The sequence below is a fragment of the Caulobacter segnis genome (assembly GCF_023935105.1).
Lineage (GTDB): Bacteria > Pseudomonadota > Alphaproteobacteria > Caulobacterales > Caulobacteraceae > Caulobacter > Caulobacter segnis_B.
Map to the genome: position 1 here is coordinate 2,508,044 of NZ_CP096040.1, position 23,925 is coordinate 2,531,968.

Genomic DNA, 23,925 nt, shown 5'->3' on the forward strand with positions numbered 1-23,925 from the left:
TAGGTCGGCCAGCGCGCGCCCTTAGCTCAGCTGGATAGAGCACTCGCCTTCTAAGCGAGCGGTCGCAGGTTCGAATCCTGCAGGGCGCGCCAGCGGCTTCGCAAGTCGCTGACGGCTGCTGGCGCAGAAACCTCTAGCACCCAGAACGCTTAGCGTGACCGTCCGCGGGCATCGCGTTTTGACGCTGCCGTGTGGTCCGCCTCGCGCAGCCGGCGATGGATGTCGGTCGCGGCGATAGCCGCCTCGGCCGTCGCCACGGCGATTTGATTGAGACCCCTCACTACATCGCCCGCGGCGTAGACGTCATCGATCGAGGTGCGCTGGTGAGCATCGACCACGAGATTTCCTTCCGCGTCGTGCCTTGCGCCCCATCGCAGGGCCAGCCGGCTCTGCATCTCACAGCCGAGCGCCAAGTAGACGCAGTCGAAAGCCCGCGCGTCCGAGGCGGTGCGGAGCACCACTCTGTCCTCGAGAGAAAGATCCCCCAAATCGATCCGCGCAACCTCGACCCCACTGACGCGCAGGGCGTCTAGATCTAAATCATCCGACGAGCCCATGTGCAGGAGCGTGACCCGGTCGGAATAGGTCCGGAGGAACATCGCCTCGCGCGCGCCCAGCGGTCCGTCGCCAAGCACGGCGATCGCCTTGTCGATGGCTTCGAAGGCGTCACAGATCGGGCATATGCGGACCAACGCCCGGCGGATTGCGTCATCGAGACCGGCGAGGTCGGGCTTTCTATCCACCACACCCGTGGCCAACAAGACGTAAGGCGCTTGGATGGCCACCGACTGCTCCCCGGCAAGCTTGAAGGTGAAGAGCTCACCCTGTCGCACCAGCTCCTCGGCTTGGGCCGGAAGGAACTGGGCGCCATAGAGACTTGCTTGCGCGCGCATTCGCTCCAGCAGGGCCGGGCCAGAGACGCCTTGCGGAAAACCCGGGGTGTTGTGACTTTCGGGAATCCAGCTCGCGCGTGGCACGCCGCCATCAAGCACCAGGACGCGGCGGCGGAACCGGCCAAGATAAGTCGCCGCGGTGAGACCGGCCGGACCCGCGCCGACAATGACCGCATCAAAAGTCCGGGCTTGCCCATCCGGGGTTGGAGCCGCGCCGGGCGCGAGTTTAGGGTCGCTGATGGTCATGCGCTCAACAACACCTTCGCGCGCTGGAAAGTTCGCCCTGCTTTCACGAACGGCCGGGGAGGGGCGCTCGAAACTCCGCGCGGAGGGGTGTTACGTCCCCGGCCGATCGCGTCTTGGGGCCGTCGGACAGCGTCGGTTGGGCGATCGCGATCAGCCTGGCGCGACGCCGAGATCGGCCATGACCTCGGAGGCCTCGGCGAAGGCCGTGTTGGCGGCCGGCACACCGGCGTAGATCGCCGTCTGCATCAGCGTCTCCTTGAGCTCGTCGACGGTGAAGCCGCCTTGCTCCAGTCCCGCGCGAACATGCAGGCGGAACTCTTCCCAGCGCGCCAGGGATGCGCAGATGGCCAGCACCAGCAGGCGCCGGGTGCGGTGATCCAGGCCCGGCCGTCGCCAGATCTCGTTCCAGGCATAGCGCGTGATCATGGCTTGATAGTCGGCCGTGAAAGCCGTTCGTCCGGCGAGAGACTTTTCCACCCAGGCGTCGCCCAGCACCGCCCGCCGGGTGACGAGGCCGGCCTCGAACAGCGTGTCCCGAGCTTCGCGCGCGGCGGATCCGTTCAGGACTTCGCCGATGAATGTCCGCACCGCGCCGGCGAGGGCGGCCGGAGCCTCCAGGCTGGGCAGGTGGGCCCCGCCGATCTGGAGGTGGCGCGCGCCGGTCACGGCGGCGACGATGCGTTCGCCATGACCTTCGTAGGGTGTCGCGGCGTCCTGGGCGCCGGTGACGACCAGGGTCGGGGCGGTGATGGCGGACAGACGCTCCAGCAAGGCCATGTCGCGGATCGCCGCGCCGCAGCCAGCATAGCCGTCCGGATTTTGGGCCAGCATGCCGGCGCGCACGGTCTCGACGACCTCGGGATGCCGGACGCGAAAGCCTTCGGAGAAGAAACGCGCCATCACGGGTTCGACCAGCGGCGCCATGCCTTCGGCACGGATCAGGGCCAGCCGCTGGTCCCAGACCGACGGGTCCATGGCGGGGGAGGTGCAGGCCAGAACCAGCGCTTCGATCCGCTCGGGCGCCTTGGGGGCCAGGGCCATGGCGATCATCGCGCCCAGCGACGTCCCGACCAGGCTGGCCTTGGCGACGTTCGCGGCATCCATCACCGCCAGCACGTCTTCGGCCAGCAGATCCAGGCTGTAGTCGCCGGCCGGCGCGTCGGAAGCGCCATGGCCGCGCGTGTCCATCCGCAGCACGCGGAAGTCCGGCGTCAGCAACGGCACGACCGGGTCGTACAGGGACAGGTCCGTGCCGATCGAGGTCAGCAGCACGACCGCCGGCTTGTCGGCCGCGCCGTCGGCCCGCCAGTAGATCCTGGCGCCGTGCGAGGTGGCGAAGGGCATTAGCGGTCCTTTCGATGGTGGGCGAGGGCGCGCGTCACCAGCGCCTCGGACTCCCCGGTGTCGGTTCCGACACCCGCCGCGGTCAGGTTCCGGGCCATGCGATCGGTGTCGACATCCAGGCCCTCGACGACCGGCGCCATGGCGGACAGGGCGCCGTGGGCCAGCTGGAAAAGGTCGGCCAGCACCGGCGCTTCGGCCTGCCAGCCGCCTAGTCCGCGCTCGTGCGCTTGTGGCAGGGTGGAGACGATGGTGGCGGCCAGGTGCGGCGCGCGTGTCGCGGCGGTCAGGGCGACTTGGCAACCGGTCGGATTGCGCTTGTGCGCCATCGCCGAGGAGCCGCCGCGCCCGGCGACCCGCGGCTCGAAGGCCTCGGCGACCTCGTTCTGGGCCAGCAGGGCGATGTCGCCGGCGATCTTGCCGACCGCGCCGGTCAGGATGGCGAGACTGGAGGCCAGGCCCGCCAAACCCTCGCGCCGCGAATGCCAAGGGGTCTCGGCTGCCGGTAGGTCCAGTAGGGCGGCCAGGTGTTCGGTCACGGCGCGGGCCTGGCCGCCCAGCCCGGCCAGCGACCCGGTCGCCCCGCCGAGTTGCAGCTGGATGGCGGCGGTCTCGCGCCGGAACCGGGACAGGGCGCCGTCTATCCCCTGCAGCCAGCCGGCGACCTTCAGGCCGAACGTGATCGGCAGGGCGCCTTGCAGCAGGGTGCGGCCCAGCATGGGCGCGGCCACGTGGCGCTCGGCCAGGGCGACCAGGGCGCTGGTGAGGCGCAGGGTCTCCTCGACGACCAGGGCTGCGCCGGCCTTGGCCTGCAGCATCAGGGCCGTATCGGCCAGATCCTGGCTGGTCGCGCCTTTGTGGACGTGTAGGTTGATCTCTGGGTCGTTGATCCGCTCACGGATCATGGCGACCAGCGGAATGGCCAAGGTTCCGGCGTGGGCGGCTTCGTCGGCCAGGATCTCGATGTCCGGAAGCTCGACGCAGGCGGCGGCGATCGCGTCCGCGGCCGAGGCGGGGATCAGCCCGATCTCGGCTTGCGCGCGGGCCAGCATGGCCTCGAAGGTCAGGGCCGCGCGCAGCAGGGCCTCGTCGCCGAACACGGCCAGCATTGCTGGCGTGGAGGTCGCGCGGTCGCGGATCAGTGACGGCAAGCGGCGACTCCCGGCTTGAGTTCAGACATCGAAGAAGACGGTTTCCGCGGCGCCTTGCAAGACGATGTCGAACCTCCAGGCGCCGTCGACCTCGCGGGCCATCAGGGTCTCGCGCCGTTCGGCCGGGACCAGCGCCAGGATCGGATCCGCGGCGTTCTCGGGGGCGCCTTCGAAATAGATCCGCGTGACCAGCCGTTTGATCAGGCCGCGCCCGAAGACGCCGACGGCGATGTGGGGCGCTTGCCGACTGTCGCCAGGGCCAGGCACGGGACCCGGGCGCACGGTCCTGAAGCGATAGAGGCCGTCTTCGCTGGTCGAGGCGCGGCCGAAGCCGATGAAGCCCTCGTCTAGCGGGATCTGGGTTCGGTCGTCGTCGGGACTGGCGTAGCGTCCGGCGGCGTTCGCCTGCCAGATCTCGATCATGGCGTCGGGCACGGGCTTGCCGTCGGCGTCATAGACCACGCCCTCCAGGGTGATCACCTGGCCGGCGACCGCGCCCTTCGGCGGCGACAGGTTCAGGACGTAGTGCTCTTCCGGGAACAGCTCGGGGCGCGCGCCCATGTCGGATTGGCCGACCAGGTCCGCGCCGCCCTTCCAGGGCAGGCCGTAGTGGAAGAACGGGCCCACCGTCTGGGACGGGGTCTGGCCGAATAGTCCCGGATCCTGATTGTCCAGGCGCGGCGCGGGATTGGCGGGCTCAGTGGTCATGCGGATCCTCTGTCGGGGTCTGCTCGCGGCCGCGCAGCACGATGTCGAACAGATAGCCCAGCGCCCAGTTGGGCCGGGTCGTCTGGATATCGAAGCGCGACACCATCCGCTGGCGGTAGGGCAGGGGTGTGGCGTTGGCGATAGGGTCGATCTCGATCAGCGGATCATCGGGGAAGTACATCTGGGTGACGATGCGGGTGGCGAAGGCCGGACCCAGCAGCGACAGGTGGATGTGCGACGGCCGCCAGGCGTTGTGGTGGTTGCCCCACGGATAGGCTCCGGGCCGAACGGTGACGTATTGGTAGCGGCCCTCCGTGTCGGTGATCACCCGACCAGCGCCGGTGAAGTTGGGGTCGAGCGGGGCGTCCCACTGGTCCTTCTTATGGATGTAACGGCCAGCGGCGTTGGCCTGCCAGATCTCCATCACGGTGTTGGGAACGGGGCGGCCGTTCTCGTCCAGCACGCGGCCGGAGACGATGATCCGCTGGCCCTGCGGCATGGCCTTGTGCTGGGTGGTAAGGTCGGCCAGCGAGGACCCCATAAGGTTCTCCCAGCAACCGGCCGGGCCTGTGGTCTCGGTCAGGGTGTGAGGAATCCTGACCAGCGGCTGACGCGGCGAGCGGGCCACGGTCGAGGCGTAGGGCGCGTGCAGCGACGGCGGCTGGCCGGCGTCCTCGCGGCTATACGGCAGGATCAGGCTCATGACGTGAAGGCTCCCGCGTCGAAATCTGCCTCGGTCTTGGCCTTGATCTCGTCCAGCGTGACGCCCGGCGCCAGTTCGACGAGCTTCAAGCCGCCACCCTTTCGATCCAGGTCGAACACGCAGAGGTCGGTGATCACCATGTCGACACAGGCCGCGCCGGTCAGAGGCAGGGCGCATCGCTTGAGCACCTTGCTCTGGCCGGCCTTGTTGGCGTGGTCCATGACGACGATGACGCGCTTGACGCCGGCGACCAGGTCCATGGCCCCGCCCATGCCCTTCACCATCTTGCCGGGGATCGTCCAGTTGGCGATGTCGCCGTTCTGGGCCACCTCCATGGCGCCCAGTACCGTCAGGTCGATGTGGCCGCCACGGATCATGGCGAAACTCTGGGCGCTGTCGAAGAAGCTGGAGGTCGGCAGCTTGGTGATGGTCTGCTTGCCAGCGTTGATCAGGTCCGGGTCCGCCTCGCCTTCATAGGGGAAGGGGCCCATGCCCAGCATGCCGTTCTCGCTTTGCAGGGTAACGTGGACGCCCTCGGGAATGTGGTTGGCGACCAGGGTCGGGATGCCGATGCCCAGATTGACGTAGAAACCGTCCTTCAGCTCGCGGGCGGCGCGGGCCGCCATCTCATCGCGGGTCCAGGCCATTACACAGTCTCCCGAGGACGCGTGGTCAGCTTCTCGATCCGCTTTTCGTTGATCGTCGAGCGGATGATGCGATCGACATAGATGCCCGGCGTGTGAATGGCGTTGGCGTCGAGTTCGCCGGCCTCGACGATCTCCTCGACCTCGACGATGGTGACCTTGCCAGCCGCGGCCATCACCGGATTGAAGTTGCGGGCGGTCATCCGGAACATCAGGTTGCCCTCGGGATCGGCCTTCCAGGCCTTGATGATCGCCACGTCGGCGCGCAACCAGGTCTCGCGGACATAGGGCTCACCCTCGAAGGTCTCGACTGGCTTGCCCTCGGCCACCACCGTCCCGACGCCGGTCTTGGTATAGAAGGCCGGGATGCCGGCGCCGCCCGCCCGGATGCGCTCGGCCAATGTGCCCTGCGGGTTCAGTTCCAGCTCCAGTTCGCCGGACAGATAGAGCTGCTCGAACAGCTTGTTCTCGCCGACATAGCTGGAGATCATCTTCTTGATCTGACCGTTGTTCAGCAGCATCCACAGTCCGAAGCCGTCGGCCCCGCAATTGTTGCTGATTACCGTCAGGCCCTTCACGCCCGTGTCCTTGACGGCCGGGATCAAGGTCTCGGGATTGCCCGAGAGGCCAAAGCCCCCGGACATCAAGGTCATGCCGTCGAAGACGACGCCCTCCAGCGCCGCGGCGGCGCTCTCGTAGATCTTGCTCTTCATGGGACGCTCCTGGACCTCCTAGACCAGCGGGAGGCCGACATAGTTCTCGGCGAGGGTGAGCTGGGCGGCGCGGGAGCCGCGGATGTAGGCGAGTTCGGCGACCTGCATCTTGCGGTCGAAGCCGTCGCGATCGGGAAAGCGGTGGGTCAGGCCGGTGAACCACCAAGAAAAGCGCTCGGCCTTCCACACCCGGGCCAGGGCGCGGGCCGAATAGCCGTCGATCCCAGCGTCGGAGCCGTCGAGATAGTGCTCGGTCAGGGCCTCGGCCAGCATGACGACGTCCGAGACGGCCAGGTTCATGCCCTTGGCGCCGGTGGGCGGCACGATGTGGGCGGCGTCGCCGGCCAGGAACAGGCGTCCATGGCGCATCGGCTCCCCGACGAAGCTGCGCAGAGGCGCGATCGATTTCTCGAACGACGCGCCGCGCGTGACGCGCCCGGCGGCCTCGTCGCCTAGGCGTAGACACAGCTCGTCCCAGAAGCGATCGTCGCTCCAGTCCTCGATACGCTCGCCCAGGCCGCACTGAACATAGTAGCGGCTGCGGGTGGGCGAGCGCATCGAGGCCAAAGCGAAGCCGCGCTCGTGGTTGGAATAGATCAGTTCGTGATCGCAGGGCGGCACGTCAGCCAGCACGCCCAGCCAGCCGAACGGATAGACCCGCTCGAAGGTCTTCAGCACGTCGGCCGGGATCGCCGCGCGGCTGATCCCGTGATAGCCGTCGCAGCCGGCGATGAAATCGCAGTCCAGCCGCCGCTCGACGCCGTCCTGGCGCCAGGTGACGTAGGGCCGCGCGCTGTCGATGTCGTGCGGGGCGACGTCCTCGGCGTCGAAGATCACCGTCACGCCGCGCGGTTCGGCGGCGTCAAACAGGTCCTTCATCACCTCCTGCTGGCCGTAGACCGTGACGGTCGAGCCGCCGGTCAGCTCGGCCATGTCGATGCGGAACAGCTGGCCGTCGGCGACGATGTTCGTGCCGGTGTGGACCATGCCCTCGGCGCGCAGGCGTCCGCCCAGGTCCAGCCGATGCATCAGATCGACGGTGACCTGCTCGAGGACGCCCGCCCGCACGCGACCCTCGACATAGGCGCGGTCGCGGCGCTCCAGTACGACGGCGTCGACGCCCGCGCGCCGCAGCAGGTGGGCCAGGAACAGGCCGGCCGGTCCCGCGCCGATGATGGCGACTTGCGTCCGCATCTAGCCGGGCCTCCGCTCTCGCGTCGCGATTTGCTCGGCCGCCACGGCGCGTTCGATTATGCGCCGCGAATGGACGCCGCCCGCGTCGATGTTCAGCTTCAGCAGGCCGCGGTCGGGATGGCGCAGCAGATTGGCTTGCTGCGCCTCCAGCACGGCCAGATCCTCGCTGAAGATGCCGCGCTGGCCGTCACGGATCGAGGCGGTCAGAGCCTCGTCATCCGGGGCGAAGCCGCGCGCCATGCCCCAGAAGTACCAGTGGGAGGTCTCGGTCTCGGGCGTCATGAAGTCGACGACGATGCTGGAGGCCTTCAGCGCGGCCGGCGCGTCGTAGCCGCCATGGCCGGCCAGGGCGACGCCGACCTCGATCATCACGTGTCCCGGCGGCGAGAAGCGGCAGATCTGCCAGCGGTCGACGAGAGCGTTCTCGTCCAGGCCGGCCCCGCGCAAGGCCATGCGCCAGAAAGGCGGCGCGTGGATGCCGGTCATGCGCCGGCTGGTCACCACCTCGCCGCCGTCCAGATGGGTCTCGACCGGGGCCTCGTCGATTTCCTTCTGGCCGATGCTGCCCGCGTGGACATAGGTCTCGTGGGTGAGATCCATCAGGTTGTCGATCATCAGGCGGTAGTCGCTGCGCACATGGAAGAAGCCGCCGCCATAGGCCCAGTTCGGATCCTCGGCCCAGGCCAGGCGCGGCGGCTCGGTTCCCTGGGCCGCCTCGGCGTCGCCCGGCCAGACCCAGATGAAACCGTGGCGCTCGACGACCGGGAAGGCGCGGATGCGGGGAAAGCGCTCGACGTTCTGACTGGGCATGCCGACGGCGCGACCGTCGCAGCCCATGGCCAGGCCGTGATAGCCGCAGACCAGGTGACCATCGCGCAGAAAGCCCAGGGACAGGCGCGCGCCGCGATGCGGACAGAAGTCCTCGACCGCGTGAGCCTGGCCGGCCGCATCTCGGAAGAAGGCCATCGGCTCGCCGCAGATCTGGCGACCCAGCGGCTTGTCGGTCAATTCGTCGGGCGTGGCGGCGACGTACCAGGCGTTCCGAATCCACGAGGACGGGGGCGCGGACATGAGATCCTCCCGGGGTCTAGGCGTGGAGCGCGCGCTGGGCGCGAGCCATCAGGGCGGCCAGCAGCACGATCGCCAGGGCCGAGAGCAACATGGTGGGCGCCATGAACGTCAGCACCTCGCTGGGCGTGCGACCCACGCCCAGCAGGGCGCCGGCCAACAGCGGCCCGGCGGCCGAGCCCAGGCGGCCCACGGCGACGGCCGCGCCGACGCCGGTGCCGCGAATAGCGGTCGGATAGTTGGCCGGGGTCACCGCGTAGAGCAGGGCCTGGGTCGCCGACATGGTGCCGCCCACGATGGCCCCGCTGATCAGGCAGGCGACCAGATGGGGCGGCGTGACGGCCAGCAGCACCAGACCGCCGATGGCGAGCAGGAAGGTCGCCGTGGTCATGGTCCGCAGGTTGGTCCGGTCCATCAGGTTGCCCGTGACGATGCTGGCCAGGGCGCCCATGACGTTGAACGCCACCTGCACCAGGGCCGCGTCCGGGCGGGGCAGGCCGCGGCCGATCAGCAGGGTGGGAAGCCAGTTGAGCAGCAGGTAGAAGGTCAGCAGCGCCAGGAAGAAACCCAGCCATAGCAGCAGTGTCCGCGCCGCCCGGCCTTCGCCCAGCAGGGTGAAGGCCACGCCTGCGGGACGCAGCGCGCCCTCGGCCGCCTTGGCGTCGGCCTGCTGGCGCGAGTCCGGCAGCAGCAGGGCCAGCACCGGCGCGGCGACCAGAGGGGCTACGCCGCCGACGATGAAGATCTCCTGCCAGTTGTCGTGGCGGCCCAGCAGGCTGATCAGGCTGGCCGTGGCGCCGCCGGTGGGCAGGCCGGCATAGAGCAGGCCGACGGCGGCGTTCTTGCGCTCGGGTGGGGCGTTCTCAACCACCAGGGCGACCAGGTTGGGCAGGGCGCCGCCGAGGCCGACGCCGGTCAGGAACCGGGTCAGCACCAGAATCTCCAAGTTTGGCGAGAAGGCTGTGGCCAGCGACAGCAGGCCGAAGACGACGACCGACGCCACCAGCACGGCCTTGCGGCCAAAGCGATCCGAAAGCCGGCCGCCGATCGCCGCGCCCAGCATCAGGCCAAAGGTGCTGGCCGAGAAGAACCAACCCAGTTGATCCGATGACAGACCCATGGCCGGCGCCAGCTTTGGCGCCGCGACCCCCGCCGCCTGCAGGTCCAGGCCCTCGAGGGCGGCGACTAGATAGCAGAGGGCCGCGGTCAGGACGGTTGTGCGCCTGGCCGACGTGCGTTGGGCGCTCGCCTCTCTAATGGTCGGGCCGCGTGCCGGATCGGACATGGAGTTCCTTCGGGTTTCCTCGGGGCGCGGCGGCTTATGCTGCTCGCTTGATGGGCCGTCCTGGAGTGTATGTTGACGACACTGTTTATGATGCATACAGTTTTTGAGAAAACAAGACCTGGGAGGTCCGCTTGGACGAGCTATCAGCCTTTGGCGAACTGGGCGCGCGGCTGGGCTTTCTTCTGCATTACGCCGACGTCGCCGCGATGGCGGGGCTATATGAGCGGCTCGCCGATCTCGACATGACCCCCGTCCGCGCGACCGCTGTCGTCTATGTCGGTCTGCACGAGGGCTGCGATCAGATGGCGTTGGGCCGAGCCCTGGGCGTCAACCGGGCCCGGGCCATGAAGGTCGTCGACGAGCTGGAGGCGCGGGGCGCGGTGGAGCGCCGCAGTGGCCGCGACCGCCGCAGCAACGCCCTGCACCTGACCCCAGCCGGTGCGGCCCTGCGCGTCCGCATCGAGGATGCCACCCTAAAGCACGACGAAGTGTTCTTCGGCGCCCTGACGGTCAAGGAACGCGACGACCTTCGCGCGCTGCTGGCCAAGTTGCGCGACGCGGCGCCGGACGTTGTCGAGCGCGATCTGGCGACGACCCTGTAGGCCATTCGAGGACGACCCATGACAGACACATTCACGCGCCTCGATCCCATCACCGGCGAGGTCGCCAGCACCAGCGCGGCGATGACGATCACCCAGGTCAACGCCGTCGCCGACAAGGCCCAGGCCGCGCTGCCGGGCTGGAGCGCCCTGGGTCCCAACGCCCGCCGCGCCTTGCTGTCCAAGGCCGCTGACGCCTTGGAGGCCCGGGCCGACGCCTTCGTCGACGCCATGCAGCGCGAGATCGGCGCCACCGAGGGCTGGGCGCGCTTCAACATCATGCTGTCGGCCTCGATGATCCGCGAGGCGGCCGCCCTGACCACCCAGATCGGCGGGGAGGTGATCCCCTCGGACAAGCCCGGCTGCCTGGCCATGGCCGTGCGCGAGCCGGCGGGCGTTGTCCTGGGCGTCGCGCCCTGGAACGCGCCGATCATCCTGGGCGTAAGGGCCGTGGCGACGCCCTTGGCGTGCGGCAACACCGTGATCCTCAAGGCGTCCGAGACCTGCCCGCGCACCCATGGCCTGATCGTCGAGGCCTTCGCCGCTGCTGGCCTGCCGGAGGGCGTGGTCAATGTGGTCACCAACGCGCCCGCCGACGCCGGCGAGATCGTCGGCGCGCTGATCGACCATCCGGCTGTGCGCCGCATCAGCTTCACCGGTTCGACGGCGGTGGGACGGATCATCGCCCGCCGCGCGGCCGACAATCTGAAGCCCGTGCTGCTGGAACTGGGCGGCAAGGCGCCGCTGATCGTGCTGGAGGACGCCGATCTGGACGAAGCCGTGAAGGCCGCCGCCTTCGGCGCCTTCATGAACCAGGGCCAGATCTGCATGTCGACCGAGCGGATCATCGTGGTCGACGCCGTGGGCGACGCCTTCGTCGAGAAGTTCCGCGCCAAGACCGCGACTCTGGCCGTTGGCGATCCGCGCGAGGGCAAGACGCCTCTTGGCGCGGTGGTCGATCCCAAGGCGGTAGCTCATGTCGAGGCCCTGGTCGCCGAGGCCCTCGCGGCCGGCGCCGTCCAGGTCAATGGCGGCCCCGCCGACGGCGTGCTGATGCCGGCCACGGTGATCGACAAGGTCACGCCGACCATGAAGCTGTTCCGTGACGAGAGCTTCGGTCCCGTGGTCGGCGTCGTCCGCGCCCGCGACGAGGCTCACGCGATCGCACTGGCCAACGACACCGAATACGGCCTGTCGGCTTCGGTCTTCACCCGCGACATCGCGCGAGGCCTCAAGGTAGCGCGTCAGATCAAGTCGGGCATCTGCCACGTCAACGGTCCCACGGTGCACGACGAGGCCCAGATGCCGTTCGGCGGGGTCAAGGCCTCGGGCTACGGCCGTTTCGGCGGCAAGGCCGGGATCGACGCCTTCACAGAGCTGCGCTGGATCACCGTCGAGACGCAGTCCGGCCACTACCCCATCTGACCCGGCCCTGAGCCGGCTCCCGAGTTTCCACGAAAGATCAAGAATGACCGAGGTCAACAACACCGCCACCTACGTCGTCGAGAACCGCATCGCCTGGGTGAAGTTCAATCGGCCCGAGAAGCGCAACTGCATGAGCCCGCGCCTGAACCAGCGGATGATGGAGGTGCTGGACGAACTGGAATATCGCGACGACGTCGGCGTCCTCATCCTGACGGGCGAGGGCACGGCCTGGTCAGCCGGCATGGACCTGAAGGAATACTTCCGCGAGACCGAGGCCAAGGGCCTGGGCGCGGTGCGCCAGGCCCAGCGCGAGTCCTACGGCTGGTGGCGGCGCCTGCGCTGGTACAACAAGCCGACGATCGCCATGGTCAACGGCTGGTGCTTCGGCGGCGGCTACGGCCCGCTGTTCGCTTGCGACCTGGCCTTCGCGGCCGAAGAGGCGCAGTTCGGCCTTTCCGAGATCAACTGGGGCATCCTGCCGGGCGGCGGGGCGACCAAGGTGGCCGTCGAGCTGCTGTCGATGCGCGATGCGATGTACCACGCGCTGATGGGCGAGAACATCGACGGCAAGAAGGCCGCCGAGTGGAAGCTGGTCAACGAGGCCGTGCCGCTTGAGCGCCTGAAGGACCGTGTCACCGAGGTGGCCAACGTCCTGCTCAAGAAGAACCCCGTGGCGCTGAAGGCGACCAAGGACGCCGTCCGCCGCGTGGGCGAGATGACCTACGACAATGCCGAGGACTACCTGGTCCGGGCGCAGGAAGCGGCCAACTCGTTCGACAACGACGGTCGCAAGGAAGGCATCAAGCAGTTCATCGACGACAAGACCTACAAGCCCGGCCTGGGCAGCTACGACGTGGCCGCCAGCCCGGGCTAGGACCCCTTCGACCGTCAGCGCCAACCATAAAAAAGGGGAGGACATGAGCGCTTCAGTCGACCATCTGGGCCTTCAGGCCCGTCTTCAGCCGACCCGCCTGGCCGCTGTCGATTTGGCCAGCGGGCGGCGCTGGACCTATGCGGCCCTGGACCTGGCCGTGGGCCGCTGCGTGCGGTTGCTAACCGACTACGGCTGCCAGCCAGGCGACCGGGTGGCCAGCCTGGCGCGCAACAGTGTCGACCTGGCCGTCCTGCATCTGGCCTGTGCGCGGACGGGCCTGATCTATGTTCCGCTGAACTGGCGTCTGAGCCCGGCCGAGATCCGGGACCTGATCGACGACGCCGAGCCGCGCCTGGTCTTTGGCGACGCCGAGCTGGCGCGGGCGGGAGTCAACGGCCTGTCGATCACCGAACTAGCGGAGGCGCTAGAGCGGGGCGAGCCGCGCGCGACCGACCCGATCGATCGCGGCCGTCCATCGTTGATCCTCTACACCTCGGGCACCTCGGGCCGGCCCAAGGGCGTTCTGCTCAGCGAGCGCAACCTCGATCAGACCGCGCTCAATTTCGGCCGCCTGGGACGGGTAACGCACGACAGCGTGTTCCTGAACGACGCGCCGATGTTCCACGTCATCGGCCTGATCACCTCCATCCGGCCGCCGCTGCTGCACGGTGGGGCGTTCCTGGTCTCGGACGGCTTCGACCCGGCCCGGACGCTGAGGCGCATGGAGGATACGACCCTGGCGGTCAGCCACTATTTCTGCGTCCCGCAGATGGCCGCGGCCCTGCGGAGCCAACCGAGCTTCGCGCCCGAGAAACTGGGTGGGCTGACGGCGATCTTCACTGGCGGCGCACCGCATCCCGCGGCTGACATCCGCGCCTGGCTGGACGATGGCTTGGCTATCGTCGACGGCTTCGGCATGAGCGAGGCGGGCACGGTGTTCGGCATGCCGATCGATCGCGAGGCGATCGCCGCTCGCGCCGGTTCGGCGGGGGTGGCCATGCCTGGCGTGGCCTCGCGCATCGTCGACGGCGAGGGCGGAGACTGTTCGCCCGGCCAGGCCGGCGAGCTGCTGCTGAAGGGCGAGAACGTCTTCTCGGCCTATTGGCGCCGTCCGGCCGAGACCCAGTCGGCCTTCACCGAGGATGGCTGGTTCCACACCGGCGACATCGCCGTACGCGACGAAGACGGCTTCCATTGGCTGATCGATCGCAAGAAGGACATGTTCATCTCGGGTGGTGAGAACGTCTATCCGGCCGAGATCGAAGCGGCGTTGGCCGGCCATCCCCTGATCGCCGAATGCGCCGTCGTCGGCATGCCCGACGCGCGCTGGGGCGAGGTGGGCTGTCTGGTCATCGTGCCGAGACCGGGCGCCCTGGTCGTCCACGCCGAGATCATCGCCCACCTGGAGCCGCGCCTGGCCCGCTACAAGCTGCCCAAGGAGACCTGCCTGGTCGCGGCCCTGCCGCGCACCGGGACGGGCAAAATCCAGAAGGGCCAATTGAAGGACATGCTGCTCCAGAGGGCCGCGTCGTGAGCGGGCCCAGCCGCCGCGCGCTGGGAACCGGAGCGCTGGGCCTGCTGGCGACGAGCCCGGCGCTGGCGGGCGGGCTCGCCGCGCCACCGCTGACCCACGTCTTCGACCTTGAGGTGCTGGTTGGGTCGGATCAGGAGTTGGGCGAGATCGGCGGTGGTCGTCGACGGGACATTCCCATCACCGGCGGGACGCTGTCGGGACCCGGCCTGACGGGGCAGGTGCTGGCCGGCGGCGCCGACTGGCAGACCCTGCGAGCGGACGGCGTGACGCTGCTGCAGGCGCGCTACACGATCCGGATGAGCGACGGCGCTGTGATCGGGATCGTCAACACCGGGGTCCGCCGCGCTTCGCCCGAAATCGCGCGACGCCTGACGGCCGGGGAGACGGTGGATCCCACCCTCTACTATTTCCGGGCCACACCGGTGTTCGAGGCCTCGGGTCCGCACCAGTGGCTGACCGAGAGCGTGTTCGTCAGCGCCGGCGAACGGTTGCCGGACCGGGTCAGGCTGCGGGTCTATCGGTTCGACTAGCCGGCCGGCGGCACTGGAAGCTCTCGGCGCGGTCCGGCGGTCCGACCCCGTCGTGGACGGCGACCTGCGGGAACGGACACAACGGACGGCCGAAGCCGACGCCAGCCACGCCGCCGGTCGCGCGTCGGGCCTCCAGGCGCGCGGGCGGCACATCCTGCTCGACCCAGGCCTCAATGCGGGTCTGGAGGTCGATGGGGGCCGGTCCCAGGCCGCCTTGGCAGTGTTCCACGCCCGGCGCGAGGAACAGGCGATAGAAGGTCTCGGCCTCGTGGCCGCGCTTCGCCTGATCTGCGGCGGCGCGCTGGTAGTAGGCGATCGAGTCCTCGAACGGTACGACGGGATCGGCCGCGCCGTGCCACTGGATCAGCTTGCCGCCGCGCCGGCGGAAGACCTCCAGATCTGGATCGACGGCGTCGATCGTCTTCGACAGCCGCGCCAGGGCCCGGGTCGCGTCACGGTCGAAGTCGAAGGTCCGCCAGTCCCAGGCCGAGCCGAAACCGGCCCAGTCCCGCCAGAAGTCCGACCGCGCCGGCTCGCTGGGTTTCGCCGGATCGGCCCAGTAGAGGTTCCAGCCGCCAAAGCCGCCGGCCGAGGCCTCGCTGCCGCGCGGCCAGCCGACATAAAGCTGTGCGCCGGTGCGAGGATCGCGCGCGCCAGCGTACATCGCCTTCAGCGCCGCGACGTGATCCTGCGTCAGGCAGTCGGGGCGGTCCTGGTCCGGACATCTCAGCGCGACCGGATCGAAGCCGCAGGCCAGGGGCGCGTTCAGGTACGGATCCGATGGCAAGCCGCCGACGTCCGGATCGCCGTTGCGTCCACGACAGGCGGCGAGTGCCGCGTCGCGGATCATCGGCAGCTTGCTCGCTGGCAGGATCAGGCGCGGATCGGCGTCGCGGGTGTGGTTCTGAACGAACTGCCACAGGAAGCCGATGTTGAGCCGGGTCCGATTGGCTCCAGGCGCGCCGGCCACGACGCCGTCGAAGTCGTCGGGATGGCGTTGGACCTCCGTAAGGGCCTGATGACCGCCGGTCGAGCAGCCCTGGAAATAGGCATGGGCGGCTGGGCGACCGTAGTAGGCGGCGGTGATCGCCTTGGCCCTGACGACCGACTCGTGGACCGCGTGCTCGGCCCAGTCGGCGATGGCCTGGGGGCGCTCGCGGGCGAAGTCGGGGCCGTCACCGTCGTGGCCGGTGTCGGTGGCGACGACCACGTAGCCCAAGGCGGCGAAGTGTTTCATCGGACCCAGGGGGAGGGCGGAGCTGTAGCCGCCATTACCCAGCATCAGGATGCGGCCGTTCCAGGCGGCGCGGGGCGTCCATACCTCGAAGCCGATCCGCGAGCCTTCGCGCGGCTCCGACCGGCCGACGATGCGGCATGCGACAGGATCGCCCGGCTCGGCCGCCGTTGTCTTCAGCGTGGTGCGGTTCAGGGGCGGTGGCGCGAAGTTGTCGCAGGATGCGGCGGCGGCAGGGACGGCGGCGAAGGCGGCGATGGCCAGAGCGCTGGCGCCCCACAGAAGTCTCAAGCTGAACACTGCCGTCTCCCCGATCTTAAGCCGGATTGAGCCAGCCGCCGCGCGGCCGCGCCAATCGAGAAAGCTGATCGTCTGATAGCGCCAATGAATGGATTGCGCGGTCAGTCGATGTAAGCGCGCCGCCGGAAACCGATGGAGGCCGCCAGTTCCGTTTCGGAATAGCGGGCGGAGAAAGCGTCTTCGTAGGCCAAGACCTTGGCCTTCATGGCCATCTCGCGATCATACTGTTTTCGTTCGTTCTTTTGACGAGTGCGGATCGTGCGCCCAGCCCTCGACGGCCCGGGTGATCGCGCTGTTTCCAAAACTGTATACCTCGCAAATTGTTCTTGACTTGACGCATTGTCGCGCGGAAGTCTGTGATAACGTTGTCATCTAGAATGCCGCCTTCATGGAGGTGTCCATTCCGAGATGTTAGCGTTGTCATTTCGCGATGGCGAAGTGATCGCCGAGGGCTCGTCAGAAGCTCCGGCGCCTAGGGAGTGAGAAAGTCCAGGAGCTTTCCACGCCAACCAGACTGCGTCGGGTCCCCCTGGGGCCCGCGACGGCGGCCGTGCGCCTGAACGTCGGCCGCGGGGTGAGAAACAAAAGGAAGGGGAGTGGAATGGTGTTTTTCTCAGATCGGCGTGGCGTCGCGCGACGCCTGACGGCGGGCGCTTCGGTGCTCGCGATTGGTCTCGCGACCGCGGGCCAGGCCTTCGCCCAGGCCGAAAAAACCAAGGAAAGCAACGACAGCACCGTGGAGGAGGTCGTCGTCGTCGCCACCGGCACGAATATCGCCGGCGTGAAGGCTGTCGGCAGCGAGACGGTCACCATGACCGCCGACGACATCAAGGCTACCGGCCTGACCGACATCCATCAGGTGCTGAAATCGATCCCGCAGATCCAGAGCACGCCGAACGCGGGCGGAGCGGGCCAGAACTATCGCGAGGGCGGCACCACCGGTTACGGCGGCAACTCCACCCAGGGCACGGCGGTCAACATCCGCGGCATCGGCTACGGCGCCACCCTGACTCTTGTCGACGGTCGGCGGATCGCGCCCAGCGGCGCTTCGGACGCCTATACTGAAGCAATTCAGGTGCCGATCGCGGCGCTGGAGCGGGTCGACGTCATCGCCGACGGCGCGTCGGCCATCTATGGCGCGGATGCGGTCAGCGGCGTCATCAACTACGTCTTGCGCAAGAACTTCGACGGCGCCGAGGCCACCGCCCGCGCCACCACCCACCGCTTCTCGACCGAGGTCGGCGGCTCGTTCACCATCGGCCGGCAGTGGGACAACCGACTGGGCCACGGCAACGTCATCCTGACCGCCGACGTCATGCATCGTACGCGCGGCAAGCGCTCGGAAAGCCCGTTGCTGATGCAGGACCTGCGGCGCTTCGGCGGCGAGGACAATCGCCAGCTGAACGGGGCGATCTCGTCGGGCGGGGTGGGCAATCTGGTGGTCAGTGCGAACGGCGCGTCTGGCACGACCTATACCTACTACGGGCTGCCGACCAACGCGGGCGTGAACCCCACGGCCAGTCAGCTAACCGGGACCAACCTGGTCGATACGGCCAACTACAACGACTATCTGCCGGATGTGAAGCGTCGCCAGCTGGCGCTGTTCTTCAACCAGGAGCTCAACGACTGGCTGTCGGTCTACTACGAGGGTTTCTACACCCATCGAAAGACCTCGACCTACCAGTACGACCCCAATACCGGCAGCAGTATCAACGTCTGCGCGGGCACGCCGTACTATGTCTCGGGCGTGGCGGGCACGCCAGGTTCGGCCTCGACGACCTGCCCCGGCGGCGGCGAGACCTTCGACCTCAACTTCCACCGCTATATCGGCCTGACCGAGACGACCAATCCCGACAAGGCCTTCACCCAGACCATCGGTCTATCGGCCAACCTGCCGGTCGCCGGCTGGAGGGGCGAGGCCTACTATACCAACGGCGCGGACCGGACCTGCGGCATTTGCAATATCGGCAAGAATGTCAACCTGGACGCCGTCGCGGCCCAGGTGAACGCCGGCACGCTGAATCCCTTCAGCACGGCGGGGCTCGGCCAGTCGCAGATCGCCAGCTTCACCGGCTCGAACGTCCAGTACAGCCGCAACATCATGGACGACGCGGTCATCAAGTTTAACGGCCCGCTGTTCAGCCTGCCGGGCGGCACGGTTCGCGCGGCCTTCGGCGGCGAGTACTCGCGCCAGCACGAGACCCTGACCAACGGGGCCAACCGCGGCGCGACCAATGTGTTCGGCATCGACAACGTCTCCGACGAGCGCCGCAAGGTGAAGTCGCTGTTCGCCGAGCTCTACGTGCCGATCTTCGGGTCGGGCAACGCTCTGCCGCTGGTCCAATCCCTGGCGGTCGACGTGGCCGCCCGCTACGACGACTATTCGGACTTCGGCGACACCACCAACCCCAAGATCGGCTTGACCTGGGCCGTCAACGACGCCTTGTCGTTCCGAGGCTCGGCGGGCAAGTCGTTCCGCGCCCCGACCCTGACCGACAAGAGCCCGGTGGTGTTCTCGGCCGAACTGGTCGGCGTGCCCACGGCCAACAACTCCGGCGACAGCAACATCGGCAACCTGTTCCCGGGCTTCACCAGCGCGCTGGTCGCCCTGGGCAACAATCAGGACCTGCAGCCGGAGACCGCCGACACCCTGTCGGTGGGCTTCGACTTCTCGCCGCCGTCCGTGCGCGGTCTGAAGATCTCGGGCACCTACTACAAGATCGACTACCAGAACCAGATCTCGAGCCCAAACCGCGATCTCTATCTGGCCAGCGCCGCCAATCGCGCGGCGTTCGCCAACTACATCACGCCGATCCACAACCCGGCGACCTGCGTACCGGGCAACACCGCGACCTACGACCCGGTGCTGCGCGACTATCTGGCCGGCCGCATCGCCGACTACGTCGTGCCGGTGGTGGGCACCTACTGCCAGGTCAATGTGATCCTGGACGCGCGGAAGACCAACCTGGCCTCGACGGTCCAGGATGGCGTCGACCTGCAGGCCAGCTACTTGTTCGAGACCCCCGCGGGTCGCTGGAACGTGGGTGGGTCGGTGACCAAGATCCTGCACAACAAGGTGCAGGCCTCGCCGAACGTCGCCGAGGTGGATCGCCTGGATCAGCTATACTATCCGGTCAGTCTGCGTGGTCGCGCGAACCTGGGCTGGAGCAAGGGTCCGTGGAGCGCCAATCTGTTCGTCAACTATACGGGCGACTACACCAACACCATCCCGCTCACCGTCGGCGGGGTCGTGGTGGGCAAGAGCAAGGTGCCCAGCTGGACCACTTTCGACCTGGGCCTGAGCTACATGGTTCCGGCGATGACCGGGCCCGCGTGGTTGAAGGGCGTCCGCGCCTCGCTCAATGTCCAGAACGTCGCCGACAAGGATCCGCCGGTGGTGCTGACCACGGGCAGCGCCTTCGACGGCAATGTCCACAACGTGCTCGGCCGTGTCTGGTCGCTGCAGGTCACGAAGTCGTTCTGATCCCTCGAACGGCTTTAACCGCAACCCGCCGCCGGCTCTTCGGGCTGGCGGCGGGCATGCCCTCGACGCGGCGACGTGGACGGATCGTTCACGCCGCCGTAACAGAGGGGCATGTCCGTTCGTCCGCCGACCATCAAGGATGTGGCGCTCGCCGCCGAGGTCTCGTTCAAGACCGTGGCGCGCGTGCTCAACAATGAACCGGGTGTCCGCGAGGCCCTCAAGGTTCGGGTGCAGGCGGCCGTCGAGAAACTCGGCTACACACCGAATATCTCGGCGCGAGGGCTCAGCGGGGCCGGCTCGCGGATGATCGTGCTGATCAGCAACGCCCCCCCGGAGCCGTTTCGCCAGAACTACGACTACATGGCCACGGTTCAGGCGGCGGTCGTGCGCGCGTGCCGCCTGCACGGGTATCACGTCGCCATCGAGGTCGCGCCCGACGGCGCGGGGCTGGCCAAGGCGATCGACGCGGCCCGAGCCCTGGCCCCTGAAGGGGTGCTGGTCATCCCGCCGATCTGCGACAACCCCGCGCTGCTGGACGCCATCGTCCGGGGCGAGGTGGCCGCTGTGCGGATCGCGCCCACGATCCAGACCGATCTTGGCTGGTCCGTGCGCATGGACGACAAGGCCGCGGCGGTCGCCATGACCCGTCATCTTCTCGACCTGGGCCACACCGACATCGCCTTCATCGAAGGTCACCCCGGACACGGCGCCAGCGTGTTGCGCCTGGAGGGCTTCCGTCAGGCGATGGCCGAGGCGGGGCTGGGGGGAAAGGCTCTTCGCGTCGAATCCGGCAACTTCACCTTCGCGTCGGGGCGCGCGGCGGGATTGCGTCTGCTGGCGCGGGCCGAGCAGCGCCCGACGGCGATCTTCGCCGCCAACGATCTGACCGCGCTGGGCGTGATCGGCGCGGCGGCGGAGTTGGGGCTCAAGCCGCCGGAGGATGTCTCGGTCGCGGGCTTCGACGACACCAACGCCGCGCGCATGGTCTGGCCGGACCTGACCAGTATTCGCCAGCCGCTGGAGGGGTTCGCCGAGGCCGCGGTCGAGCTGGTGATCGCCGGCGGGAAGGGCGAAACCGAGCGCTGGATCGGGTTCGAGTTGATGGCGCGGGGCTCGACCGCGCCGCCGCGTCGCGCGCCGGTCTAGATCGGCGGCGCGACGGTGCTGCGCGAGACCAGCTCGAAGCCGAAGGTCCGGCCCAGGGGCGCGTAGGCGGTCTTGGGCGGATTGATCAGGAAGCCGATCGTCGCGGCGGCCATCGCGGTCATCGAATAGCGGATGCTGGTCAGCGGTGGGAACGACATCGACGCGGCGTCGCTGTCGCCGAACCCGGCCATCGACAGGTCGGTGGGGACCTTCAGGCCCAGGCCGCGCGCGGCGTCCAGGGCCGCCAGGGCGATCTCGTCCGTGGCCGCCACCAGGGCGGTGGGGCGGTTCGGCGTCTCCATCAATGTCCAGACGCACTGGCGCGCCGCCGCAAAGCCTTTCGCCGTCGAGGTGATGGCGGCCGGCGCCAGACCCCTGGCGTCCAAGGCGGAGTGGAAACCTTCCAGCCGAAGCGCCGATAGGCCGTCGGTAGCGCCCACGAAGGCGACCCGGCGGTGGCCGGCCGCCAGGATATGGTCGGTGATCGCGCGGGCCGCGCCGATCTCATCGGCTCCGACGCGCGGGCCTTCGCCCATCCGTGACGGCGAGAACCGCACGAACGGCGCGCCAAGCTGTTCCAGCAGCGCCAGGATCTCGGGCGAGTCGCAGAGGGGCGGACAGACGATGACGCCGTCTGGCCGCAGGGCGGCCAGGCGCGCGGCGATGGCCCGCAGGGCGTCATCGTCGCCGTCCGCCGGCGTGCTGTCGACCACCAGGTGATAGCCGGCCTCGCGGCAATGCTCGATCATGCAACGCTGGAGCTCGGCCGTGGCGGCCGACGCCGTGTCGTCGATCAGGGTCGCGACCAGGAATGACCGGGCGCCGGGGAGGGCGCGGGCGAAGACGTTGGGTCGATAGCCGAGGGCGGTCGCGGCGGCCTCGACGCGTTCCCGCGCCTCGTCGCTGGCGTAACCCGTGCGATTGAGGACGCGCGAGACGGTCATCAGCGACACGCCCGCTCGCGTGGCGACGTCCTTGATCGTGGCCCTGTCGGCTGCCTTCGCGCGCATCAGAACGAAGTGAAGGGGCGCGGCGAAGACGTCAATCGCTGTTTGCCGGACGCGTGTCGGTCAAGAAGGTCCGATACAAACTGTATGCATTAAAAACAATTAAGGAAGCGGGTGGTGATTGGAATTGACAACGTTATCACATCGGACTGGTATGCACTTGCTCGCGACCGGCATGATCGGCGCGTCGAATAATCCAGAAGATCGCCGGGATACGGCGGGGGAGGAAACGATGAAGAGATCGCTATGGCTCGCCACGGCGTGCGCCTTGCTGCTGGGCGCCGGTAGCGCCGTCGCCGCGCCGGCCGCCGACACCGCCACCCTGGCCTCTGGCAAGATCCAGGGCACCGTCACCGATGGCGTCCTGTCGTTCAAGGGTGTGCCGTTCGCCCGGCCGCCGGTAGGCGAGCTGCGCTGGCGCGCGCCCCAGCCGGCCAAGCCGTGGACGGGCGTGCGCCCGGCCAAGGCGTACGGCCACGACTGCATGCAGAAGCCGTTCCCCAGTGACGCCGCGCCCCTGGGCACGGAGCCCGCCGAGGACTGTCTGGTCGCCAATGTCTGGCGGCCGGCCGAGGCCTCAGCCAAGAAACTGCCGGTGATGGTCTGGATCTACGGCGGCGGCTTCGTCAACGGCGGCTCGTCGCCCGCTGTTTACGCCGGCGACCAGTTCGCCAAGCAGGGCATCGTCTTCGTCAGCTTCAACTATCGGGTCGGCCGTTTCGGCTTCTTTGGCCATCCGGCTCTGACCGCCGCCAACGCCGATGGCGGACGCCTGGGCAACTACGGCTACATGGACCAGATCGCCGCCCTGAAGTGGGTGAAGGAGAACGCCGCGGCGTTCGGTGGCGACCCGGACAACATCACCGTCTTCGGCGAGTCGGCCGGCGGTGGCTCGGTGCACATGCTGCTGACCTCGCCCGAGTCCAAGGGCCTGTTCCAGAAGGCCGCCATCATGTCCGGCGGCGGCCGCGGCAGCCTGATGGGGCCGCGTCGCCTCAGCCAGGACCAGCCGGGCGCGCCGTCGGCCGAGTCCATCGGTGTCAACTTCGCCAAGTCGGTCGGCATCGAAGGGACGGGTCCCGAAGCCCTGAAGGCTCTGCGCGCCCTGAGCGCCGAGCAGGTCACCGCCGGTCTTAACATGGCGGCGATGTTCAATCCCTCGGGCCCGCAGACCTACGGCGGTCCGATGCTGGACGGCAAGATCGTGGTCGCCGATCCCGAGGTCGCCTATCGCGCCGGGACCCAGGTGAAGGGGCCGGTCATGGTCGGCGCCACCAGCGCCGACATCGGTTTCGGCTTCGCGCAGAACAAGGATCAGGTGTTCGACCCGTTTGGCCCGCTGAAGGCCCAGGCCCAGGCCGCCTATGATCCCAAGGGGGACGCCGATGTCCGCTTGGTCGCCTACACCGTGGCCATGGACAAGATGATGGTCGAACCCGCCCGCTTCGTGGCGCAGGTGATCTCGGCCCAGGGCGTTCCGGCCTACGAGTACCGTTTTTCCTACGTCGCGGACTCCATGCAGGGCGAATGGAAGATGGGCGCGCCGCACGCGACAGACATCCCCTACGTCTTCGACACCGTGAAGGCCAAGTATGGCGACGCCCTGACGGCCAAGGACGCCGCGATCGCCAAGGCGGCCAACGCCTATTTCGCCAACTTCGCCAAGACCGGAAACCCGAATGGTCCGGGCCTGCCGCAATGGCCGGCCTACGACGCCAAGGCCGACGTGCTGATGGACTTTGGCGCCGACGGCGCGGCGCTGGCCAAGCCCGAACCCTGGAAGGCCCGCATGGAGGTCACGGCCGCCTCGGCCAAGCCGTCCGGCGGTGGGGCTCAGTAGGCATCA

At 68.4% G+C, this 23,925-nt stretch carries 20 protein-coding genes and 1 tRNA gene; 9 read left to right on the forward strand and 12 right to left on the reverse strand.

Annotated features, from left to right (window positions below):
* Positions 1-15 precede the first annotated feature (15 nt).
* Positions 16-92, forward strand: a tRNA-Arg gene (locus tag MZV50_RS12055).
* A 57-nt stretch (positions 93-149) separates the two neighbouring features.
* Here MZV50_RS12055 and MZV50_RS12060 read toward each other — a convergent pair.
* The 10 genes from MZV50_RS12060 to mhpT form a co-directional block, all read right to left on the reverse strand.
* Positions 150-1,139, reverse strand: coding sequence for an NAD(P)/FAD-dependent oxidoreductase (locus MZV50_RS12060; protein WP_252634878.1), 990 nt, complete (start codon positions 1,137-1,139; stop codon positions 150-152).
* A 150-nt stretch (positions 1,140-1,289) separates the two neighbouring features.
* The gene (gene pcaDC / locus MZV50_RS12065; protein WP_252634880.1) at positions 1,290-2,483 is read right to left on the reverse strand and encodes a bifunctional 3-oxoadipate enol-lactonase/4-carboxymuconolactone decarboxylase PcaDC; all 1,194 of its coding nucleotides are present in this window, start codon (positions 2,481-2,483) and stop codon (positions 1,290-1,292) included.
* Positions 2,483-3,631, reverse strand: a complete 1,149-nt coding sequence (pcaB, locus tag MZV50_RS12070) for a 3-carboxy-cis,cis-muconate cycloisomerase (RefSeq protein ID WP_252634881.1) — start codon at positions 3,629-3,631, stop codon at positions 2,483-2,485. Before pcaB ends, pcaDC begins: the two co-directional genes overlap by 1 nt.
* A gap of 21 nt (positions 3,632-3,652) precedes the next feature.
* Positions 3,653-4,339, reverse strand: a complete 687-nt coding sequence (gene pcaG / locus MZV50_RS12075) for a protocatechuate 3,4-dioxygenase subunit alpha (RefSeq protein ID WP_252634883.1) — start codon at positions 4,337-4,339, stop codon at positions 3,653-3,655.
* Entirely contained in the window at positions 4,329-5,042 is a 714-nt protein-coding gene (pcaH, locus tag MZV50_RS12080; protein ID WP_436792218.1) for a protocatechuate 3,4-dioxygenase subunit beta, read from the reverse strand. Before pcaH ends, pcaG begins: the two co-directional genes overlap by 11 nt.
* Positions 5,039-5,689, reverse strand: coding sequence for a CoA transferase subunit B (locus MZV50_RS12085; RefSeq protein WP_252634884.1), 651 nt, complete (start codon positions 5,687-5,689; stop codon positions 5,039-5,041). Before MZV50_RS12085 ends, pcaH begins: the two co-directional genes overlap by 4 nt.
* Positions 5,689-6,399 carry a CoA transferase subunit A gene (locus MZV50_RS12090; RefSeq protein ID WP_252634886.1) on the reverse strand — a complete coding sequence of 237 codons (711 nt, stop codon included), beginning with the start codon at positions 6,397-6,399 and terminating at the stop codon, positions 5,689-5,691. The genes MZV50_RS12085 and MZV50_RS12090 overlap by 1 nt, the downstream gene beginning before the upstream one ends.
* A gap of 18 nt (positions 6,400-6,417) precedes the next feature.
* A complete protein-coding gene (gene pobA / locus MZV50_RS12095) occupies positions 6,418-7,593 on the reverse strand; it encodes a 4-hydroxybenzoate 3-monooxygenase (RefSeq protein ID WP_252634887.1) in 1,176 nt (391 codons plus the stop codon).
* Positions 7,594-8,664, reverse strand: coding sequence for an aromatic ring-hydroxylating dioxygenase subunit alpha (locus MZV50_RS12100; protein ID WP_252634888.1), 1,071 nt, complete (start codon positions 8,662-8,664; stop codon positions 7,594-7,596). It abuts the gene before it with no gap.
* Positions 8,665-8,680: 16 nt separating this feature from the next.
* A complete protein-coding gene (mhpT, locus tag MZV50_RS12105) occupies positions 8,681-9,946 on the reverse strand; it encodes a 3-(3-hydroxy-phenyl)propionate transporter MhpT (RefSeq protein ID WP_252634889.1) in 1,266 nt (421 codons plus the stop codon).
* A 131-nt stretch (positions 9,947-10,077) separates the two neighbouring features.
* Here mhpT and MZV50_RS12110 point away from each other — a divergent pair, with 131 nt between their 5' ends.
* The 5 genes from MZV50_RS12110 to MZV50_RS12130 are packed head-to-tail and all read left to right on the forward strand — an operon-like array spanning position 10,078 to position 14,908.
* Complete coding sequence (locus MZV50_RS12110) at positions 10,078-10,548, forward strand: MarR family winged helix-turn-helix transcriptional regulator (RefSeq protein ID WP_252634890.1); 471 nt, start codon at positions 10,078-10,080, stop codon at positions 10,546-10,548.
* A gap of 18 nt (positions 10,549-10,566) precedes the next feature.
* Complete coding sequence (locus tag MZV50_RS12115; protein WP_252634891.1) at positions 10,567-11,970, forward strand: aldehyde dehydrogenase; 1,404 nt, start codon at positions 10,567-10,569, stop codon at positions 11,968-11,970.
* Positions 11,971-12,013: 43 nt separating this feature from the next.
* Positions 12,014-12,844, forward strand: a complete 831-nt coding sequence (locus MZV50_RS12120) for a p-hydroxycinnamoyl CoA hydratase/lyase (RefSeq protein ID WP_252634892.1) — start codon at positions 12,014-12,016, stop codon at positions 12,842-12,844.
* Positions 12,845-12,887: 43 nt separating this feature from the next.
* Positions 12,888-14,378, forward strand: coding sequence for an AMP-binding protein (locus tag MZV50_RS12125; protein WP_252634893.1), 1,491 nt, complete (start codon positions 12,888-12,890; stop codon positions 14,376-14,378).
* On the forward strand, positions 14,375-14,908 hold the full coding sequence (locus tag MZV50_RS12130; protein ID WP_252634894.1) for a DUF3237 domain-containing protein: 534 nt from the start codon (positions 14,375-14,377) through the stop codon (positions 14,906-14,908). Before MZV50_RS12125 ends, MZV50_RS12130 begins: the two co-directional genes overlap by 4 nt.
* Here MZV50_RS12130 and MZV50_RS12135 read toward each other — a convergent pair.
* On the reverse strand, positions 14,880-16,433 hold the full coding sequence (locus MZV50_RS12135; protein WP_252634895.1) for a tannase/feruloyl esterase family alpha/beta hydrolase: 1,554 nt from the start codon (positions 16,431-16,433) through the stop codon (positions 14,880-14,882). The genes MZV50_RS12130 and MZV50_RS12135 overlap by 29 nt on opposite strands.
* 613 nt (positions 16,434-17,046) lie before the next feature.
* Between MZV50_RS12135 and MZV50_RS12140 the strand changes: the two genes are divergently transcribed.
* Positions 17,047-19,926, forward strand: coding sequence for a TonB-dependent receptor domain-containing protein (locus MZV50_RS12140; protein WP_252634896.1), 2,880 nt, complete (start codon positions 17,047-17,049; stop codon positions 19,924-19,926).
* A 111-nt stretch (positions 19,927-20,037) separates the two neighbouring features.
* Entirely contained in the window at positions 20,038-21,072 is a 1,035-nt protein-coding gene (locus MZV50_RS12145) for a LacI family DNA-binding transcriptional regulator (protein WP_252634897.1), read from the forward strand.
* Here the strand turns inward: MZV50_RS12145 and MZV50_RS12150 are convergent.
* On the reverse strand, positions 21,069-22,082 hold the full coding sequence (locus MZV50_RS12150; protein ID WP_252634898.1) for a LacI family DNA-binding transcriptional regulator: 1,014 nt from the start codon (positions 22,080-22,082) through the stop codon (positions 21,069-21,071). The genes MZV50_RS12145 and MZV50_RS12150 overlap by 4 nt on opposite strands.
* Positions 22,083-22,311: 229 nt before the next feature.
* On the opposite strand from MZV50_RS12150, the gene MZV50_RS12155 reads away from it, so the two are divergent.
* Entirely contained in the window at positions 22,312-23,919 is a 1,608-nt protein-coding gene (locus tag MZV50_RS12155; RefSeq protein WP_252634899.1) for a carboxylesterase/lipase family protein, read from the forward strand.
* Positions 23,920-23,925: the final 6 nt, after the last annotated feature.